20 protein-coding genes are annotated in these 20398 nt (G+C 50.5%); 12 read left to right on the top strand and 8 right to left on the bottom strand.

Annotated features, from left to right (window positions below):
- Positions 1-98 precede the first annotated feature (98 nt).
- The 9 genes from F822_RS02610 to F822_RS02570 all read left to right on the top strand — a co-directional run bounded on the left by F822_RS02610 (position 99) and on the right by F822_RS02570 (position 7251).
- Positions 99-872, top strand: coding sequence for a Kazal-type serine protease inhibitor family protein (locus F822_RS02610; protein ID WP_025039463.1), 774 nt, complete (start codon positions 99-101; stop codon positions 870-872).
- Between the two features lie 302 nt (positions 873-1174).
- On the top strand, positions 1175-1357 hold the full coding sequence (locus tag F822_RS15595; protein WP_197272876.1) for a hypothetical protein: 183 nt from the start codon (positions 1175-1177) through the stop codon (positions 1355-1357).
- 98 nt (positions 1358-1455) lie between these two features.
- Entirely contained in the window at positions 1456-1902 is a 447-nt protein-coding gene (locus F822_RS02600; RefSeq protein WP_025039465.1) for an Hsp20/alpha crystallin family protein, read from the top strand.
- 372 nt (positions 1903-2274) lie between these two features.
- The gene (locus F822_RS02595; RefSeq protein ID WP_025039466.1) at positions 2275-2778 is read left to right on the top strand and encodes a BCAM0308 family protein; all 504 of its coding nucleotides are present in this window, start codon (positions 2275-2277) and stop codon (positions 2776-2778) included.
- A 112-nt stretch (positions 2779-2890) separates the two neighbouring features.
- The gene (locus tag F822_RS02590) at positions 2891-3340 is read left to right on the top strand and encodes a CBS domain-containing protein (RefSeq protein ID WP_025039467.1); all 450 of its coding nucleotides are present in this window, start codon (positions 2891-2893) and stop codon (positions 3338-3340) included.
- A gap of 295 nt (positions 3341-3635) precedes the next feature.
- Positions 3636-4148, top strand: coding sequence for an Hsp20/alpha crystallin family protein (locus F822_RS02585; RefSeq protein WP_025039468.1), 513 nt, complete (start codon positions 3636-3638; stop codon positions 4146-4148).
- A 168-nt stretch (positions 4149-4316) separates the two neighbouring features.
- The gene (locus tag F822_RS02580; protein WP_025039469.1) at positions 4317-4790 is read left to right on the top strand and encodes a YbhB/YbcL family Raf kinase inhibitor-like protein; all 474 of its coding nucleotides are present in this window, start codon (positions 4317-4319) and stop codon (positions 4788-4790) included.
- A gap of 526 nt (positions 4791-5316) precedes the next feature.
- The gene (locus F822_RS02575) at positions 5317-6279 is read left to right on the top strand and encodes a rhamnan synthesis F family protein (RefSeq protein ID WP_025039470.1); all 963 of its coding nucleotides are present in this window, start codon (positions 5317-5319) and stop codon (positions 6277-6279) included.
- 177 nt (positions 6280-6456) lie between these two features.
- Positions 6457-7251: an FkbM family methyltransferase gene (locus tag F822_RS02570; RefSeq protein ID WP_025039471.1), complete on the top strand. Its 795-nt coding sequence runs from the start codon at positions 6457-6459 to the stop codon at positions 7249-7251.
- Between the two features lie 151 nt (positions 7252-7402).
- Here F822_RS02570 and F822_RS02565 read toward each other — a convergent pair whose 3' ends face one another.
- The 3 genes from F822_RS02565 to F822_RS02555 all read right to left on the bottom strand — a co-directional run bounded on the left by F822_RS02565 (position 7403) and on the right by F822_RS02555 (position 10115).
- Entirely contained in the window at positions 7403-9157 is a 1755-nt protein-coding gene (locus F822_RS02565; protein WP_025039472.1) for an ABC transporter ATP-binding protein, read from the bottom strand.
- 133 nt (positions 9158-9290) lie between these two features.
- A complete protein-coding gene (locus F822_RS02560; protein WP_025039473.1) occupies positions 9291-9794 on the bottom strand; it encodes a DUF2165 family protein in 504 nt (167 codons plus the stop codon).
- Between the two features lie 78 nt (positions 9795-9872).
- Entirely contained in the window at positions 9873-10115 is a 243-nt protein-coding gene (locus F822_RS02555) for a hypothetical protein (RefSeq protein ID WP_231623553.1), read from the bottom strand.
- Positions 10116-10138: 23 nt separating this feature from the next.
- Here F822_RS02555 and F822_RS02550 point away from each other — a divergent pair, with 23 nt between their 5' ends.
- The 3 genes from F822_RS02550 (at position 10139) to ligD (ending at position 14328) form a co-directional block, all read left to right on the top strand.
- Entirely contained in the window at positions 10139-10369 is a 231-nt protein-coding gene (locus F822_RS02550) for a hypothetical protein (RefSeq protein WP_025039475.1), read from the top strand.
- A gap of 482 nt (positions 10370-10851) precedes the next feature.
- Entirely contained in the window at positions 10852-11763 is a 912-nt protein-coding gene (gene ku / locus F822_RS02540) for a non-homologous end joining protein Ku (protein ID WP_025039477.1), read from the top strand.
- 24 nt (positions 11764-11787) lie between these two features.
- The gene (gene ligD, locus F822_RS02535; protein WP_025039478.1) at positions 11788-14328 is read left to right on the top strand and encodes a DNA ligase D; all 2541 of its coding nucleotides are present in this window, start codon (positions 11788-11790) and stop codon (positions 14326-14328) included.
- A 166-nt stretch (positions 14329-14494) separates the two neighbouring features.
- Here ligD and F822_RS02530 read toward each other — a convergent pair whose 3' ends face one another.
- The 5 genes from F822_RS02530 to F822_RS02505 form a co-directional block, all read right to left on the bottom strand.
- A complete protein-coding gene (locus F822_RS02530) occupies positions 14495-15529 on the bottom strand; it encodes a methyltransferase (protein WP_025039479.1) in 1035 nt (344 codons plus the stop codon).
- A 76-nt stretch (positions 15530-15605) separates the two neighbouring features.
- On the bottom strand, positions 15606-16079 hold the full coding sequence (locus F822_RS02525) for a PAS domain-containing protein (RefSeq protein ID WP_025039480.1): 474 nt from the start codon (positions 16077-16079) through the stop codon (positions 15606-15608).
- A 36-nt stretch (positions 16080-16115) separates the two neighbouring features.
- Positions 16116-16598: an SRPBCC family protein gene (locus F822_RS02520; protein WP_025039481.1), complete on the bottom strand. Its 483-nt coding sequence runs from the start codon at positions 16596-16598 to the stop codon at positions 16116-16118.
- Positions 16599-17062: 464 nt separating this feature from the next.
- Positions 17063-17917 carry an SDR family oxidoreductase gene (locus F822_RS02510; RefSeq protein ID WP_025039483.1) on the bottom strand — a complete coding sequence of 285 codons (855 nt, stop codon included), beginning with the start codon at positions 17915-17917 and terminating at the stop codon, positions 17063-17065.
- Positions 17918-18023: 106 nt separating this feature from the next.
- Complete coding sequence (locus F822_RS02505; protein WP_025039484.1) at positions 18024-20042, bottom strand: AsmA family protein; 2019 nt, start codon at positions 20040-20042, stop codon at positions 18024-18026.
- Positions 20043-20398: the final 356 nt, after the last annotated feature.

Genomic DNA, 20398 nt, shown 5'->3' with positions numbered 1-20398 from the left:
AAAAAAATATCATGCCATTGACCCGCTCGTTTCCAGACCGGTAGCTTACAAAAAGGGCGAATGGATGTGATTTAATTAACTATCGATGGGAGGAAAAAATGAAGAAATTACCTTGTGTTTTACTGATCGGAGCTGCCTTGCTTAGCCTGCCCGCCATTGCCCAGAATGACGGTGACCGTGCGGAGGCTGCAAACCGTGCCGTGAATATCTCTCTCGGCAGTTCTGGAGGAGCGCTGGATAACGCCGCATTGAAATCGGTCCGCAAGCTGGTCGGAAAAGCGATCATTGCCGATACCGTAGATACTTTCGCTGTCTATAGCCCCAGAACAGGCGGCCCGATTCCGATCGAAGGCGGCTTGAACGCCTGCGCGGAAGCAGGTTTTAGCGCAACGCCAAAGCAGTTCAACGCTTTTGTCAAGCAGTTGCGCGCCATTCATCCCAAGGCGGGAACCTTCCTCAATGTAGAGCTCACGGATCAATGCAAGCCGATTGATGTCGTTGCGTCCGCAGTCTGCGGTGGTATTGCGGGAACAGCCTGTCCTGACGCAAAACAGTTTTGTGATTTTGGAACGGGTCAATGCAAGGTGGCGGATGCACAAGGCACATGCAAGACCAAGCCCACCATTTGTCCGCAAATCTTCAAGCCTGTTTGTGGTTGCGATGGTAAAACTTATCCGAATGCATGCACGGCGTCGGCCGCAGGCGTATCCGTTGAGCGGGAAGGGGAATGCAAAAAATCAGAACCACAAGCTTGCGGTGGAATTGCCGGGATTCCATGCCCTAGTGGCAAAACCTGCGTAGATAACTCCGCTGACGATTGCGATCCGAAACGCGGCGGTGCGGATTGTCCCGGAATCTGCGAAGCCAAATAGTAGCCGGTTTATTCTGTAAACTTTTCTGTGGCCCAATGTTAGGCAGCGCACAGAGGCAGGCATAACGAGGTGTTAAAAATTGAATGTTATTTGATCTTCATTCTTATCGTTCGGCAGGGCGATGTGATTAATTGGGTGACACCCACTCGCATAGCCCGATCGATCACTTTTTAAAGGGGTGTATCTTGTCAGGCAGACCATCCAGCAAACCGGGTGTGGTAACTAATGAAATCAGGACAGCCACCAGCAACCTTACAGGCAATGCTGTTGAGCAATCCGAAAAATCGACGCCAAGGGAGTCAATGGCAATAGATCCTGAATCGGCCGAGCGCGAGCAAAGAAAAAATCATCACGTGATTTCCACCGCCGCTTATTACAGAGTGGAGGGACATGAACCTGATGGTTACGTTTATGACGAAGCACAAGACTGGTTGGAGGCTGACGCCGAAACAGGTGAGGTGCTATATACCGAAAAGGATTTTTAACCACTGAAAACATTCTGATAGCTTAGCCGTTTACGTGATCATCCGAGAGGTAGCAGTAATAGTACGATAAATTTTTATATTTCAAAGGAAAAAACATCATGGCAAACATTGCTCGTCGTTCCCCGTTCGGTGATATCGCCCGTTTCGACCCGTTTTACAACGTTGATGACTGGTTCAAGGGTTTTGGAATGCAACCATTTTCCATGGACTCGGAAACCGCCCCTACGATCAAAATCGATTTAAAGGAAAATGACACGGCCTATACCGTGCGTGCAGATATCCCAGGAGTAAAGAAAGAAGATGTCAAGGTGCAGGTAGAGGGCAATAGAGTTTCCATCAGCTGTGAAACCAAGCAGGAAAAAGAGGAAAAAGAGGGCGAAAGAGTCATTTGTCGCGAATGCCACCAGGGATCGAGCTACAGGAGCTTTACTTTGGGGAGCGATGTGGATGAGACCAAAGCCGAGGCCAAGTATGAAAATGGCACGCTGGAACTGACGCTACCGAAGAAAGAGGGTAAAACCTCCAGACGGATCGAGGTCAAATAGCATATTAATCCCTCGAGTCGATCTCGCCGGCGTGGCTGTTGCCCATTCTGTCGAAAAGAATGGGCAACGTTCGCAGGGGTTGAGCTATAGATTCAGAAGCATTCGGCCAGGCCACACCTCGCTTCTGTAAAGCACGAGGCTGGCAGGGCGTTGAAGCGCTTGTTGCTTTAGCGGAATCGACGCAGCCTTATCAAATGGAAGAATGGAAGGCGTCCTCGACCGCACGATGGGAGCACACGCCCCTTACACGCACTACTACGTCAATGACCGGTCCGGCCTGCTTGTGGTGGTGGCAACGCTATCGCATAAGATGTCGTCTCGAATTCTCATCTGACATATGAGCAGATGTGATTCACATATAGGAGTCTTTCCATGGGCACTCATACTACGTCTCCTGGCTTTCGCCTGATTTCTCGTCGTGACAGCATGTTTGAGGAGCGCGTGCACGATGCCTATAAGGCAAGACATAAGCTGTCTGAGCCGACCGTTTGTCCACAATGCGGCGCGGTATTCCATGAAGGACGCTGGCAGTGGCTCCAGGCTCCCGCCGATGCACATCAGGAACCTTGTCCCGCATGCCATCGCATTCATGATCATTTTCCCGCCGGTTTTGTGACTTTGCAGGGGGAGTTTTTTCTCGCTCATCGCGAGGAAATCCTGCATCTCGCACATAACGTGGAAAAACATGAGCGAACCGAACATCCGCTTGAACGTATCATGGAAATCGAAGAAAAGAATGGCGTGACGCTGATTACAACCACTGATATCCATCTGGCACGAGGTATTGGCGAAGCCATACATAATGCCTACCAGGGCGAACTGGAATTTCACTATAACCCAGATGAATATCTGTTGCGTGTGAGTTGGACGCGATAGAAATCAACGATTGAATAGGGCCTGACTTACTGCCGGCTGCACCATCCATGGCGCGGTTTCATCCCTGCGGTCAAACGCTTCATATCGATATGTAACTCAAGCGGAGAGCATTATGCCTGTCGGCGAAATTTGCAACCGTGATGTTATTGTTTTGCGACGAGATGAAACCATTCTGGAGGCAGCCAAGCTCATGCGCTATCACCACGTCGGTGATGTGATCATTGTGGAAGAGCGTGATGGCGTCCGTGTTCCAGTCGGGATTGTCACCGATCGGGATCTGGTTGTAGAGATCATGGCGACTGAACTCGATCAGGCGGTTATCACCGTAGGCGATATCATCGCGCAAGAGTTGGCCACCGTAAAAGAAGACGTGGCGATCTTCGATGCGATTCAATACATGCGCAGTAAAACTGTAAGGCGTTTGCCGGTCGTGGATGAAAACGGCGCACTAGTAGGCATACTGACACTGGATGACTTATTGGAACTGCTATCGGAAGAATTGCTTGCAATTGCCAAGCTGGTAAATTATCAGCGGCAAAAGGAAACGAGGACGCGACGCTAGCAGCCTGTCGGACTTGAAGGATCGCAGTGAAAAAGTGACTGGGTGAGGGCAGATTTTGCGGATTTTGAGGGGCCAATAGTTATTCTATTGCTCGAAAAAGCAGCGAAATATGAACCAGCCAGACGCTTTTGCAGCGATTTCCTTTAAGTCCGACAGGCTGCCAGAGGTGATACCGCATCCTGTAACCCTCTAGACGGTGCAATACGATTTCGAATGCGCGGTCGGGTACGCGCCGGGCAATTCATTCTTATCCTGGTTATCACGATTTTTTCTAATAATGAGAAGGAGCATAACGATGATGAATGCCTTGAATCATGCCAGGAAAAACATTAGCCACGGGCTTAGCCGAACCTGGGACCATATTTCAGAGGGCTGGCACGAACTGGTTCACCAAAGTAGCGGCGCGCTGACTCACTTTACGCATCGTAAGGATGAGGAGGACAAAGAGCACGCGGAGGTGGGCACACTCCCCACTTTTCGAAACTGGAGCATATTGGCGGGAGAGGTTGAGGAAACAGACAAGGAGATGATGGTGCGGGTAGAAATGCCCGGTATGGAAAAAAAGGATTGCCATATTACGATAGACGGCAATATGCTTTATTTGAGAGGCGAAAAACATTTTGAACGTACTACAAGCGATAGTACGTATCATTTCACGGAGCGTGCTTACGGCGTTTTCCAACGGACCATACCCTTACCGTGCAAGGCGGATGCAGACCACGCGGAAGCGAGCTATAAAAATGGCGTGCTGACCGTGCGCCTGCCCAAGCTGGATGCAGAGCAAGGGCGGCTCATTCCAATATCCTGACAGGCGAGCATGACGATGAGAAAAAGGCTACATTTTATTTTTCGCACACACCTCGCTGCCTTATCAGGAATTATCCTTGCCTGCTTGCTGGCCCAAGTGGCTGCAGCGGACGAAACTGCCTCACTCATGAGCCAGAAGGTAAGAAACGAGAAAAAGGAGAAACCTATCATGTCAATGACCATAACATCTTCATCTTTTTCTCCTCACGGCGTAATTCCTGCGCGCCATACCTGCGATGGCCACGACACTTCACCGGAGCTTTTCTGGACCGAAGTGCCCGAGGGCACGCAAAGCCTGGTGTTAATCATGGACGATCCCGATGCGCCTGATCCTGCTGCGCCCAAGAGAACCTGGGTGCATTGGGTGTTGTACAACATTCCGCCCGGCACCAGCGGGCTATCGGAGGCAATCGCTACGGCGGATCTTCCACCTGGAACACGGGAAGGACTCAATGACTGGCAGCGCACCGGCTATGGTGGGCCGTGCCCGCCGATTGGAAAACATCGGTATTTCCATAAACTCTACGCGCTCGACACAGTCCTGCCGGATTTGAAGCAACCAACCAAGGCAAAGCTGGAGAAAGCGATGGAAGGACATGTCATCGCATATTCTGAACTGATCGGTTTATATCAGAAGCATTGAGGAGCGGGATTCAGCGGCTAACCGGACGGGGCTGCGACCGTCCGTCGTGATAGCGTATCGGCATGGATCTCATTACAGCCTCAGCAGGTGCTCCGCTTCTTTCCCCGCTGTTACGCGATTTAGTGCTACTTACAGTATTTGACGGACGCGCTGGCAGCCTGAAATCGGTTAGTGCACGGTATGGGATACACCGCACAAAGGGTATCGCCGGCGATTTCCCCGAATGCTTCGCATTCACGATGACAAAAAAATAGACGAAGCCGATACACTGGAAACACTGAAAGGCGTGCTGGCGCAATTATCTCTATCTCTTGATAAGCCGCCCTGAAGCTCATGTTTTTACAAGACACCATCATTATCATAACCTGTTTGTATTGTGTTTCCGTACGAGGCGCAGCCCCTTCCATCGTGGGGCCGCTGAACGCGCAGCAAAGATTTTTTTGAGATATTCCGATATGCCTGGCATGTAACGCTACCATTTTTATGTTCCAACTCTTGATGGAATTTGTTGACCGAGGTGTATGAAATGTCCCTGCACAAACAGAAGAATCAGCGAACCACCTGGCCGATGAGGTGGACCATCAAGATGATAGTCAAGGAGTTGCGATATGCTCTTTATTTATATGTTTATTTGCTCAAGCGGAAGAAAGTGCGTAAGGAACCGCTGGTCAGATTGGATGAAAAAGGGCTGGTATCGCCGGATTACACTAAACCGGTCTGCCTTTTTTGTAGCTACGATTACGAAAATATTGTCAGAAAGAACGTGTATCAGTACGTTGATGCGCTCGCCCTGGCCGGGTTCAACATCATATTTATCAGCTCGAGCGATGATATTTCAGTTTCAGACCTGGAGAAACTTTCAAGATGCTGCGTAAGAATCATAAACCGGGAGAATAAAGGCTACGATTTTTACGGATGGAAAACAGGACTGGAAAAATATGCTCGATACAAAGACCATGCCGGCCTTCTGTTAGCCAACGATAGCGTTATCGGGCCACTTTTCAGCATCAGCGATATCGTTACTACACTTGAGAACTGCGACGCCGATGTGATTGGAATGACCGATTCTTTTCAATTTCATCCGCATCTGCAATCTTATTTTCTGTATTGCAAGAAAAATGTAGTGTTATCTGAAGAATTTCTTCGCTTCTTCAAAGAGGTCGATATTCTGGAGCTCAAGAATGTCGTTATCCGAAAATATGAAGTCGGTTTTTCCCGGCTTCTCCGTCACAGATTCCGGCTCGCCGCTCTTTATGGCTTGGAACCCGCCTTGGCTCGAATTAATTTTAATCAAAGGCCTATAAGATGGATAGAGCCTACCTCACATCTATGGAAGCCTCTTATTACCGAGTTCAAATTTCCGTTTATCAAAAAAAGCGTTTTGACAAGAAAGGGCGTAAGTGTTAAAGAGGTCTTACCGGTGTTGGCAGAAACTGCTTCTCGTTACAACATGGACATCCTCGACGACCTGAGTTTGCCCTACAGATGAAGCGGAGCTGCTCCCTTCGACTTGAAAATCCCCTTGTGTCCGAGATAAGTCAACGCTACCTCGGCGGTCGCAGCTTCGGGCTGCGGCAAAATATTTGGGATTAAACCGGATAAAACAGATATTCTTCGGCTTCATTTAATTCCTATCTCCACTAATCAGCCTGCAGCTGAAACAAATATGTCTTCATTTTTTATGGATGTTCTTTCCGGGTTCTCTATTGCGCTTTATGGACTAAAAGGCGGTTACACAAAAGTAAATGTCAAGGGCCAATCCATACGCATCGCCGTGGATAACTTTCGGACACTTCAGCGCGCCAAAACTTATTCCATTAAAGAGCCCGATACGCTGAATTGGCTCGACAGTTTTGAACCCGGCTCGCGATTCTTTGATCTGGGCGCGAATATCGGTCAATATTCCTTATATCCCGCAAAAAAATACGGGAATGACATTCAGGTTTTTGCCTTTGAGCCTCAGTGCATCAATTATTCTTTATTGAATAAAAACATTTACCTGAACAAGCTCGAGGATAATATTACGGCTTATGGTATAGCCGTATCGGGACAGGGCGGGTTTTCAAAACTGTATATCCCGAAATTTATTGGCGGAGGAAATCGCTCACAGTTCGGAAAGGAAGACCTGAAGAACATGAAAACACCCACCGCGCATATTCAGGGAATGTTTGGAGTAACGCTGGACGAGTTATGCGGAAAATGGGGATTCCCTTACCCCAACTATATCAAGATTGATGTTGACGGCATAGAGATTCCCATTATCAAAGGTGCGGAAAATGTTCTGAAAAACCCGGCGCTGAGATCTGTCATCGTCGAGCTGGGAACCCCTGAGGAGCAGCGGGAAGCGGTAAATCTGATGGAACAGGCAGGCCTTGGAGTGAAATCCAAAACCACCAGAAATTGGGGAGAAACCTGTTTTGTATTCGAGAAAAAAACGTTAGTCGCTTCTATTTTTGCATAAGAAAATGCTATCAATCGAAGTTGCTGTTGATTAATGTTGCACTAGCCGGATCCGCGACCGTACAGCCTGTTACAAGCTATAAGGTTCACCCGGGCGTGCGGCGCACCTTAGGCAGCAAACTTTTTTTGGTTTGCCGTCATAATTTTTCAAATCAACGAAAAACCGAGGTCGCTCCCCTGCGCGATACGGATATGGCATCCGATTCATTCTCAACCTCGGATGGATGTTGCAGTCGCTCGGCTTTCCCCTTTGAAAGGGTGAATATGTAATCCGCTGCATTTATCAGCGCAGGCTGATGAGAAACGGCAACCACGGTAAGATCCTTTGCCAGCTTCTTGAGCGTGTCGCAAACCAACCGCTCGCTTTCAGGATCGAGCGCGCTGGTCGGTTCGTCAAGCAACAGAAAAAGCGGCTGGTGAGCCAGCGCTCTGGCTATTGCGATCCGCTGACGCTGACCGCCCGACAGCAGCCCCCCGCGTTCGCCGACAATCGTCTGCAACCCTTCCGGAAGGGCGCTTACGAAATCCCAGGCTCCCGCTTGGTGCAATGCTCTTTCCGCATCGGCTTCAACCAGGTCAGGCGCGCCGACAAGTATGTTGCTGAGAATGGTGTCGTGAAGCAGAACATTTTCCTGTGCGACATAGCCGATCATGCGTCGCCAGTCGCGCGGATTGATTTCACGCAGAGGCACACCATCTATGAGCATATCCCCTGACTTTGGTTCAGCCAGTCCACACAGCAGGTCCAGCATGGTACTTTTTCCAACACCCGATGGTCCTGCAATGGTGGTGAATGAATTGACTGGAATCTCGAGGTTGAGATCCTGAAATATTGGTTTCGTGCCGTAATCGAAATCGATGTGACGCAAGCTGATCCCCTTTTGAAGGGTAGGCTGACGCGTACCCGTCGTTCTCTCCGCTGCGGCACGCGCCTCTTCAATCGCTGTGCGCAAAGCCCAGTAAGCACTCTCCTGCGCCGCCAGATTCTGGTATTTGCGCTGCGTTTTATTGAGCAGGCTCAGAAGGCGGGTGAGCAGAAAGACCATCACCATCACAGACGGCAACGAAAGCTCCCATATCGACAGGGCCAGATATAAGCCTGACGCTATCAGGGTGGCCAGTATGGGTTCCTGCAAGGCCATCAAAGCTTCCCGCGCCATGATTTCGCGCCGGGTGGCTTTTTCCAGCTGCTTGGTCTGGTCGCGCAGGATGGCCTCTGCCACGTTATCCCGCGCCATGGCTTTCAGTGATTTTACCGATCCGAGCACGTCGGAAAGATAAGTCAGCAGGTGGCGCATCAGTTGAGTCTGCTTACCCCCGGCCCGGCGGGTAGCCCGAATCAGTTGATTCAGCAGCCGCAGCATTACCACGCCGACAAGTAACGAAGTAAGCGTTGCCTGCCATGAAACGAACATGGCCACGGTTCCATAGACGATGACCTGTATCACCAGCGCCAGCACGGTGACGCTGTGCTCAAAACCGTTGGCCGCACGGTATGCTTCGGTGGCGACCGAATTCGCCAGGGAACCCATGGGTTGACGCAGATAATATTGCCAGCGGCTCGCGAGCAGCGCGTCGATCAATTCAAGGCGAAGCGCGGTGGCGACATGCGCGACGGTATAGCCGACTTGCCTGTTGGCCATCAGCAATATCACGCTCTTGATGATCATGCCTCCGACAATGATCAGCAGCATGACGCCAATGGTCGGTACGATGCCGATCCCTTGCAGTACGTCGACGATTCGCTTGCCGGTGTCGGAATTCGCGTTATCGCCCACCGCAATCGAAAGTAACGGGAGAAGTGCGGTCAGACTAAGCCCTTCGGCGATACCTGCCGCCAACAGCGCGACCAGGACGTACGCGGTGCGTCGCGGGAAAAGCATGCAATAAGTGTATAGAGTTCGCATCGCTTGGGTTTGCAGACTACCGACGGGCGGTATTCGGCCCGATCAGGAAGACAAGAAGTGAAGATAACAAAATAAGGGCTGGCAATTATACGCTAGTGGTAATCGATGACTCGATTTCGGCAAGTCGGCCGGTTCAGCCAATTTTATCACTTTGTACGGTGTAAATTAGCACCAGGATGATGCAAACCACAAATCGGAATGCAGATTCCTGGCCATTCCAGTCCGGTGATTGCCACATGCAGAACCATTCCGCGCCAACGACAATAAAGCCAAAAAACCATAAGGCAAAACCGCAGGATAATCCCAGGATGGATAGAGATTTGGCATTGTCAAATGTCAGCGCATCATCACGGATATGGCGAAACAATTGCAATGCCCCCAGAAGACACAGTATGGCAATTATGAATTCAGAGAATATGATAAGTATATAGATAGCGGAATGCAGCAGCGGTTCAGTGATGGCGCGATACTTCAGAACATTTCCCGGATATACCGTATCCATCGACATCACGTGCTGAACGAACCGGAAATTCGATTGGTAATCGAGAACATTATTAGAAGCAACCACGAGCGCCAGGCAACCAATGCCGGAAATTAAAAATATTTTGCTTGCTCGGATTGCAAAAGATCTTTCCATGTTTCGAACATCATTTTGCACAAACCATGACGATATAAGCCAAAAAAGAGAAAACAGCGATGTTATCGACTGTCGTGCCTAAGTTTTTTCATCCGTTTTTTTGACGCCACGGATATTCAGCGCAGCCAAGGCTATCTGGAGGCCAATAACTGCTAAAGCCTGAGCATACCATCCCCAGGCGATCCACAAGACGTTGCTGATGAGAGAGCACCAGAAGCCGGCATTGCGCCTGCGCTTGGACTGGTAAGTCAGCAACCAGACCGCGAGTATGTTGATCACCATCGCGGGCCATTGTAGCAGGGAAAAATAATCCATATTCATTTAATCCTCAGGAAGCTTCGTGGATGGCGCAGAGTTATATCGCTAATATTTTGGCTTTTGCTTTTATCCCAGATAATCCATTAGGACACGAGATGATGGCGAGGCAGGTTGCGAGACAGTTTTGCCGGTTGGGAGAAGTCCATAGCTTGGGGTATATGGACGCCGCGCAGGTAGCAAAAATGGCGGCGAAAGGCCGCAAACTGACCGCCAGCACTTGGGTAGGCTCGCAGAGCCGTCTTTATCTGGGTTTATGAGTCTTCGCTTATTAGCCTTCACGAGGCGACCTTTGGAAGTCTTTCCACTCGACCGTACCTGGGGCTGTGGTCAGCGCAATCAGGGCGGTGCGGCGGATTCACAAATAGACTTGAATATCCTCTCATCAGTTAGCTGATCATTCCGTACGAAAGAACACACAGCGCTGTAATAAGTCGACTCTGAATAGCATCACCACCGGCATTGTCGGGCCGATAGCTCACCGCGCATTCCGCGACAACGTAAACCAATTCCCTGCGGCCCTTCACTTCGTGCGCAATCGCACATACGACAAAACGAGTGTAGAGGATGATAATTTGGGTGAGTTGGAGCATCGCCGGGTTGGTCGTCTCTTGCGTCTCTGCTCCGGCGAAGAGATGTGCAGTCCATCCGAATACTTATGGATATAGCCTGACTTAGCTGATGTCGGCTGATCTTCCAGATTGAAGGGTGTCATTTTTTGTGGATGTATAGGAAGTGAACCATGGATATTCCTAAGTCAAGCGGCCGAGCGTTATGGAAGGGCGCCATAAGCTTCGGCCTGGTGCATATACCCGTAGCCCTCCATTCCGCGACGGTGGAACAGGGGCTGGATTTCGACTGGCTGGACAAGCGCAGCATGGATCCGGTTGGCTACAAGCGTATAAACAAGAAGACCGGCAAGGAGGTCGACAAGGAAAATATCGTCAAAGGCATTGAATATGAAGATGGGCAGTATGTCGTGCTGAGTCAGGACGAAATCTCTGCTGCTTATCCGAAGGCCACTCAAACTATCGAGATAGAGATGTTTGTACCGGCCACCGATATTCCATTAGTTTATCTTGAGCGTCCTTACTATGTCGTTCCGATCAATAAAGGAGCCAAGGTCTATGCGCTCTTGCGCGAAACCCTTCTCAAGACCCGGCGCATCGGTATTGCGCGGGTGGTTATTCAAACAAAGCAGCACCTGGCTGCTCTGATGCCATCAGGTCCCGCACTTGTGCTGAATCTGTTGCGATGGGGCAACGAGATACGCAGTTGGGAGAAATTGAGCTTTCCTCCCGAGGGAAAGGAGGAGGCGGGCATTACCGATAAGGAATTGAAAATGGCCGAGCAATTGGTGATGGACATGAGTGGAAAATGGCATCCTGAAGAGTTCCGCGATTCTTTCAAGGAGGAAATCATGAAACTCGTCCATGAAAAAGTCGAAACGGGCGACATACAGACCGTGGCTCAACCAGAGGAATCCGAAACGGCACCTGGCAGTGCGCAGATACTTGATCTTACCGAATTGCTGCAGCGCAGCCTGAAGAAAAGTGGGGACAAGGGGAGTAGCGGCAAGGCGCGGGGCAAAAGACCGGCGGATGCAGACAATGTACCCACTTCCACCAAAGGTACGCATAAGCGCCGCGCATAGAAAACCGCGAATAAGTCTTGAAAAATGTCAAACTCGGATTCGCTCAAGGTCTATCGGGAAAAACGTGATTTTTCCATTACATCCGAACCTTCCGGCATCGGTACCCGCAGTAAGGCAAGAAAGACAGCCTTATCATTTGTCGTTCAGAAGCACTGGGCAACGCGGCTCCATTACGACTTCAGGCTTGAACTTGATGGGGCGATGAAAAGTTGGGCTGTTCCCAAAGGGCCCAGCTTCGACCCGAATGACAAGCGCATGGCGGTTCATGTCGAGGATCATCCCGTTTCATACAACAGTTTTGAAGGCGAGATTCCACGCGGGCAGTATGGCGCGGGTAAGGTCATCATCTGGGACAAGGGAACGTGGATTCCTCTTGAGGATCCCCACAAGGGTTATCGTGACGGCAAGCTGAAGTTTGAGCTGCGCGGACACAAATTGAAGGGTCACTGGGCGCTAGTACGCATGAGAAGGAAGGAGGAAGAAAAACGGGAGGCATGGCTGCTCATCAAGGAAAAGGATGATTATGTTCGCTCTTCCAACGAATATAGCGTGGTGGACGAAATGCCCGAGAGTGTTGCCGGGCTTGAACCGCCGGAGGTTCAAAAAGCTGCTGGACCGGTGAGTACAACGTCAACCAGGACTGGATCAAAGTCCGGAAAAAACGAACCTGGGTTGCCGGAAAACGCAGTTAAAGCGGATCTTCCCCGCATCCTGCGCCCGCAGCTCGCTACGCTGGTGGATGGGCCTCCCAACGATCCGGCTGAGTGGATTTACGAAATCAAGTTCGACGGCTATCGGATGTTGACCAGAATAGATAGCAGCGACATTAAACTCTTTACTCGAAATGGAAATGACTGGTCAGAGAGATTGCCTCATCTTATAAAATCAATAGCGAGGATGAGGCTGAAGTCCGGATGGCTCGACGGCGAAATTGTGGTGCTGAATGACAAAAACATACCGGATTTTCAGGCTTTGCAAAATGCATTTGATAGTGCCCGGACTCAAGGCATTATTTATTACCTGGTCGATATACCATTCTACAATGGATATGATTTGAGAGAGGCTTCCCTGATTGAACGAAGGGCATTACTCCGAACCCTTTTTGAGCCACCTCCGCCGGAACCGATACGCTTCAGCGATATTTTCGATGCACCACCGAAAGATATAATCGCCTCGGCCTGCCGCCTGGGGCTGGAAGGCTTGATCGGTAAGCGCAAAACTTCGCGTTATGCCTCGCGCCGCTCTCCCGACTGGATAAAGCTGAAGTGTACGCAACGCCAGGAATTTGTAATTGGCGGTTTTACCGACCCCAAGGGTTCCCGGGCCGGTATAGGCTCGCTTCTGCTCGGCTACTATGATGAAGACAAGAAGCTTCGTTATGCCGGAAACGTAGGCACGGGATTTAGCGATAACACGCTTCATGATCTTAAAGTGAAATTGGACAAAATTGCCACTGAGCGTCCACCATTTGTCGGAGCGAGCGACATTGAAAAAAATGCGCATTGGGTAAAGCCCACGCTGGTGGCTGAAGTGTCCTTTGGAGAATGGACACGAGATGGACATATTCGCCACTCGGTTTTTCAAGGCTTGAGATCGGATAAAAAAGCAGAAGTCATTATTCGGGAGAAACCGGTGCATACCGCCGATGCAAAACCTGTGGATAGGATGCCAGCGTCATCATTGAAGGTTTCGCACCCTGAGCGTGTCATTGATCCATCCACCGGATTTACGAAAATTGAGCTCATTCGCTACTATTTGCTGGTCGCACCTTTAATGCTGGAGCATCTCAAAGGCAGGCCGGTATCGCTCGTCCGCGCACCGGAAGGAATTGCCGGTCAGCTGTTTTTTCAGAAGCATTGGGAAAAAGAGAATATGGCGGGAGTCAATCAGCTTGACCCATCTCTGGATCCCGGGCATGAGTCATTGATTGAAGTTGCCAGCGCCGAAGGTCTATTAGCATCCGCTCAAATGAATGTAATCGAGTTTCATACATGGAATGCCACAAAAAATGCTATCGGCAAACCGGACAGGATGACATTTGATCTGGATCCTGGCGAAGGGGTGAAGTGGCCGCTCATCCAGGAAGCGGCACAGCTTGTTCATGTATTTCTCGGGGAACTGGGGTTGGAATCTTTCCTGAAAACGAGTGGAGGCAAGGGCTTGCACGTCATTGTGCCGATAAAGAGGCTGCATGATTGGGACACCGTAAAAAATTTTTCTCAAGCCATTGTCCAACACCTCGCCGAAACCATACCGCAGCGTTTCGTTGCCAAAAGCGGACCGCGAAATCGCGTTGGAAAGATTTTCATAGACTATCTTCGCAACGGTTTCGGGGCAACGACCGTATCGGCCTGGTCAGTACGCGCACGTCCAGGCCTGGGCGTGTCAGTGCCTTTGGCATGGGAAGAATTGGAGTCGCTTACGAGCGCCAGCCGCTGGTCGGCCTTGAATATCCACGAGCGGTTGGATAAGGGCAACGCCCCATGGGTAAACTACGGCGCTACGAAGCAATCAGTAGTGCCAGCCATGAAAACGCTGGGATTCAAGCCGACCAGCAGACGGTGACGTAAAGCCACGTCTTGATTCGGTCATTATGCGGCGAGGGACGCGACTTCACGTGGGACTGGTGTGCATTATTCAGAAGGTTGAAGGTAAGGGCGACCGACCGATGATCATGTTTGGATTTCCGATTTCCAGGTGAACCAGGAGCAATAGTTGCAAAAAATTATCACTATGGCTTTACGCCGGTAACCACATTGAAATAACCAAAAGCCGGATACACCTGAATATCGTGAAAACCAGCGTCCTTCAGCATCGTGGCCAATTCAGCGCCCGAATAGCATTCACCTTCCGTCCATCCCAGCATTAGCATGCTATATGCTGCAGCAGCAAGGGGTCCTGTCTTTTCGTCGTTGTAAAGGATATCGTGAATGATGAGGCGTCCGCCGCGCTCGAGGCTCCGGAAACTTTTCTCCGTAAGGAATCTGCACCTCTCCGGAGGCCAGTCGTGATAGATGTTGGAATAAAAATGTAGATCAGCTGCCGGGAATGGGTCGTTCCACATATCGGCAACATGGGTCGTTACACGATTCTGCACGCCGTACTGATTAATGAACTCTTGAGCGACTTCGCATATAGGCTCCAGGTCCAGAACCAGCGCATCCAGGTTTGGCGATTTCAACGCAGCCACGATCGAATGCGCTCCCGAACCGCCGCCTATGTCGAGCATCAGTTGATGGCTGGTGAGATTCAGGACACTTGGCCAGGCGGAGGCCAACGTCATACTCATGCTGTGCATGCCACGCGTAAATCTCCGCGCCAGTTCCGCCTGCTCTTCATGAGACTTATAAATATCGCCCCCTCCATAGGCCTGGGGCGAATCGGTGAGCACAGCCCTCTCCAGGCTTGCGTAGGAAAACACTTCTGAATTGTCAATCATCATATCCCAGAAAAATCCGAAGTAGCTCGGACTCTTTTCGAGGAGATAGTCTTCCGCAAGCGGAGTAAGCGAATAACGCGTGTCCTTGAGAGAGAGAAAGCCCAACGCTGTCGCAGCCGTCAGGATAGCCTCGGCCGGCCGTGGCTTGAAGTTCAGCGCCTTGCAGATTTCAGGCAATGTACGCGCTCCTTCCCCAAGCAAGGCAAAAACCTTCAACCTATGGGCTATCAGCAACGCCGGGTATCCATAAACCGCAAAAGGTACATCCCATACGCGCCGGTCATCCGATCGAGGCTGTGGAATGTTTTCATACATTATCTGGGCCATAAAATCCTCTTCCATTATGATTGATTAGCTCGCTTCCTATATCGCAGGCACCAGGGTGCGCGCCCAAGTTTCAATATCAGGGTCTTGGCAATAAAGAAGCAAGTAAACGTCTGGTATCGGCTTCCTGCTGCATGCTGAACTTCGAAATCAAGTCTCGGTTGCGGTTCACATCGTACTGGATACCAAGATAATAGATGAGTTTTCCCTGCCCATCCAGAAGTGGAGTGAGTGTCAGATGGTTAAAGAAGAGCTCGCCATCCTTTCGATAATTGCGTATGGTCACTTCGATGGGCAGGTGCTTGCTGATGGCCCGGCTCATCGCAAAACGCGCTTCCTGTTCACGATCGCCCTTCTGGAGAAAACGACAGTTGCGTCCGAGGATCTCCTCCTGCGGATATCCAGTCATGACCTGGAATTGCTTATTGGCATAAACAATGGGCATGTCATCCTGATCGGGATCCACCAGTGTGATTCCGTTTATCGAGCTGTCCAGTATTTCAGACAAGATCTGCGGGATTAATCCGGGATCCTTTTCCACTACGAAAGTCATTTGTTTCTCCTGGATATTTTGCGGAATGGCAGGCCGTTAGCTGGCCGCGTATTTTTTTGCTTCAGTTAAACGCTTCAAATTTCTTACCGTTCGTTGCGCGCCTTCCTGAACTACTACCCGAATCAATTTCTCGAACGGACGCATGAACATTTGAATCTCGAGCAATTCAAAAGTAAAGATCAACTCGGACGATTTGCCACTATCGATGCATCGTATCTCATAGCTGCAGCGGAAAGGATCGGCAACTCCGGCAAAGCCCAGGCGCTTGTTTGGCTCATACACATTTATTTTGAATTGGGTTTCCGTCCTGCGGCCCTGGTCAATACGCACCTGCCTTGCGATAGTTCCTAGCCTCGGGGGGCCGCTAGTCACAGACTCAAGCTCAACGACCTCAGGAGACCATTTGGGATAATTTTCAAAGAATCCTTCTCCCAAATAGCTGAAGACGTGTTCGGGCGAACAATCGATCACAATGTTCGCTGTCGCTACAACAGGTTCTTTGGAACCTAAACTGAACATACTTCGTGCCCCTGTTTTGCAGCCTACAGGCTTGAGTTGTACTTCGACGAATAATAATAGCTGTTACCGGCTTGGGTTGGGTACGCTTTAGGCAGGAACAAAAAATCCGGGCAAGTCAAATTATTCCATTGGAGTTATGCATACCATAGCCCGGCGCAAATTTTTTCACCACTATAGTCGAATTTCGAACAATTTCCAGACCTTTCGTCACGCCGGTTGAGGGAACTGCCACGTACTTGATCGCGCATATGCGATGCGAGAGTGGAATTCTCCGAAGCGGGCTCGCCTCCTGCTGACGATACAAATTTTGTCCAAGAGGCTGGGAAGGGATTTGTATTTTATGCTTTGCTGAAGCTCGATTCTTTGTGGGTAAATAATTCTTTGCGGGTAAATAAACCGTTATTCGAACATCATCTGATGAACCGCTGCAAAGAGGACTTTTCGCAAAATCAAAATTGCTTCTTTTAGCCGTTTACGACAGTGCCTCCATTCGGATGCAGCACTTGCCCCGACATATATGAGCATTCCCCCGAAGCCAGAAAGACATAACAGGTTGCTACCTCGTCAGGCTGTCCAGGGCGTTTCATGGGCACGTCTTTTCCAAAACTACCGACCTTTTCGGGCGGAAAAGTCGAGGGTATCAGTGGCGTCCATATAGGTCCGGGAGCGACACCGTTTACAAGAATTCCCTGTTCGATCAATTGTAGTGACAATGATCGCGTAAAAGCAACGATTGCGCCCTTCGTTGCCGAGTAGTCGAGTAAATGCGGGCTTCCTTTATAGGCTGTCACCGATGTGGTATTAATTATTCGTGCACCTTTTTTCAGATGGGGGAGCGCAGCTTTTACCATATGAAACATTGAGAAAATATTTGTGCGGAAAGTTTTTTCGAGCTGCGCATTGCCAATATCCATAATGCTATTCCGAACATGTTGCTCCGCGGCATTATTTACCAGGATGTCAATGTGTCCAAAAACCGAGATTGCCGTTGCGACGACTTCGGCACAGAATTGTTCTTTACCCACGTCACCTGCAATTAAAAGACATTTTCTTCCACATTGCTCTATTTCTTTTTTCGTGTCGTTTGCGTCTCCATGTTCATTTAGATAGGCAATGGCGATATCGGCACCTTCCTTGGCAAAGGCAACGGCTACGGCACGCCCGATACCACTATCCCCGCCGGTAATAATCGCAACCCGGGCTTGCAGCTTGCCGCTTCCCCGGTATCCCTCAAGGGTCGAGTCGGGCTGAGGCTCCATCTCTGCTTGCAAACCGGGTTGCTTTCTTTGATGCTGCCTGGGAATTTCCACTGTTTCCATCGTGAACGCCTCCTGGAAAAGTTAGTACTATAGGGATTGCCGCGCATTGATCCGTGCGCTTACACACATATGAGCGGATCGGCCGAATAATCTATTTTCGGCGCCCTTACCGATTCTCGGCGTTTTTTTCGCGCTTCTTCGGTGGGGCTTCTTTCTTTTGTGGCGAGGCCTCTTTGGCGGGATGTGACGTGGTGTCTTTGACTGAGTCAATCAGCGCCCTGCAATTGGTATCCTCGCCGGGACCCGTCTCTATCAGCGGTATCAGTGCAGCAACCGGTGTCGCGAAAATACCCAACAGAACTGCCGAGCCGATGCGTATGGCCAGCATTTTGTCCGGGTACACGTTTGGATCCTTGAAAGTGCCACCGATATGCACGGGCGTACGCAAGCTCAAAACACTGATGTGTTTGGGCTGCGGTGAAATTTTCAGGTGGATGGTTTCGTCGACGAGGCTTATCCACCCTTCGCCGATGATATTTGTTTCTGTTGTGTCTATGACAAAAGCCTTGCTGGTCATGATCCCTTTCTTGATATCGAAATCGCTGACAGCGCAGCGGATATTGGTATTTTTATCCCCCGCGATCAGAAGCTTGAGAATCCGCGCTCCATCGAGCCCTATAATATCCAGCATCAGCTTGCTGATCTCGCCGCCGGACATGATCAGTCCAAAGTTACCATCCGCCGATGCGAGAAGTGCGCCCACCGACTTGCCATACCCCGTTACCGTCGTTGTGCCGCCTATCAAACCCATGCTTTCCTTGGTTAGCTCGATCTTGGGAAAGAGCTTCGGTAACCGCAGCCTTTTAAAGTCAATCTTGGCCTCTGCGGCGGGTATGTCCTTCCGTGCGTTTATCGCGACCCTGGAAATAATATTCCCACCTGCTACCGAGAAATTGGTGGGGTCCAGGGTCAGCAACCCATCATCGACCTTGAGATGCGTTACCAGATGCTCGACCGGCAATTCCTTGTTGCGGATTGATTCACCGGTGAACCTGACGTCCGCGTCCATTGCCCGCAATCGGTCCACCTTGAATTCCTGGTCCGGCAGCACGCGGTCCCGCTGGGCCTCTATCGACGCTTTTTTCTCCTGTTTTTCGGCAGGACTATCTTGTGGTTGCGGTGCGCGCCGGGCGCCGACAAAACCTTTCAAATCGTTCAGGTCGAGGACTTTTGATACAACATCCGCGCGCAGCATGGGGCGCTTGCCGCCGGTATCAAAAAGTATATCCCCGCCGAGATCGCTTTTGCCTACCTCTCCTGAAAATTGCTTCATCGACCACTCGGTTTTCTGGTGCGTAAGCCTTCCTGATATGCGATATGGCGGTGAGGGAAAAAATACAATCCCCACCATCGGATAAAGTGCGGATAGATCCTCCCCACGTATTTCCAGCTTCAAATCCATTGCAGACAGCTCGGCAAGCCCGGTAATGATGCCGTCAACCGCGGCGTGAGTCGTTCCGATTTGAGCGCTCGCTTTGATGGGATAGGGGAGCGTTTTATCCGCAAGTGACATCACCTTGCCACCCTTGGCTTGCGCCGTGAATTTCACGCCGGTGAATGTCCCTTCAGCCGTCACGTCGAGCGGCATTTCCCGCGCGTCCGCTGCCGGATCGGTGTGTATGCTTATCGTTACGTCGGTTTTTGTCTTGGGATCGCGGAAAATGACCTTGCCCTGGTCCAGGACTAGCCTACCAATTTCCGGCAATTCCACTCTCTCTTTTTCGTCCTTTTTAAGATCCCAATTGCGCTTTCCATCCTCACTCTTTTCAAGGATGATTTTCGGCTTGGATATGGATACTTCGGGCAGTACGACATGGCCGAGGAACAGATTCCATAGACTGACGCGGAAAACGGCCTTATCGACATCGAGCATCGGCTGCTGCGTGCCCCAATCAGCATTGGCAAGTGAAAGTCCTCCCATACTGATCAGCGGGTTGAGCGATAGCCTGACATCGAGGTCGCCCCGAATCGTGAATTCGCGACCGGTCTTTTCGGTTACCTGGTGCTCGACATATGGCTTCAACATGTTCCAGTCAAACCAGATGGCAAAGAGTGTGACAAGTACAAATAACGCGCCGAATGTCAGCAATACAATCTTTTTTACGGTCTTGGGACGGATCGACATAGGCAGGGCTTACAACCGAGGGCGGAACAAAAGCGGTTCTTAAAACTTGAAATGATACTTCCGCCGGTAGCACCGTTCAGTACGTCGTCGCACATTCAAGCTTTGGGAGGAGCGCGCGCGGGTCGGCTTATGGCTGGCAAAGTGGGGCAAAATAGGTCAGGATCACGATGGCAGAGGTGTTGCGAAGTGATCGGTTGGTTTTCCCGAACACCAGCTATCTCATGATTCTTTTGCTGGTTATGCTGGCCCGATCTTTTTTATTCCGGTGGAGATCCGGAGTCGGCGGCGTCGCGGATCGTCTCGCCCGCGCTTGTTCTGGCAGCCTGTCGGATTTTAAGGAATCGGCTGCAAAAGCA

This window comes from Nitrosospira briensis C-128 (genome assembly GCF_000619905.2).
Taxonomy (GTDB): domain Bacteria; phylum Pseudomonadota; class Gammaproteobacteria; order Burkholderiales; family Nitrosomonadaceae; genus Nitrosospira; species Nitrosospira briensis.
The sequence above is the reverse complement of the archived record's forward strand: the minus strand, read 5'-3'. Positions and strand labels throughout refer to the sequence as shown.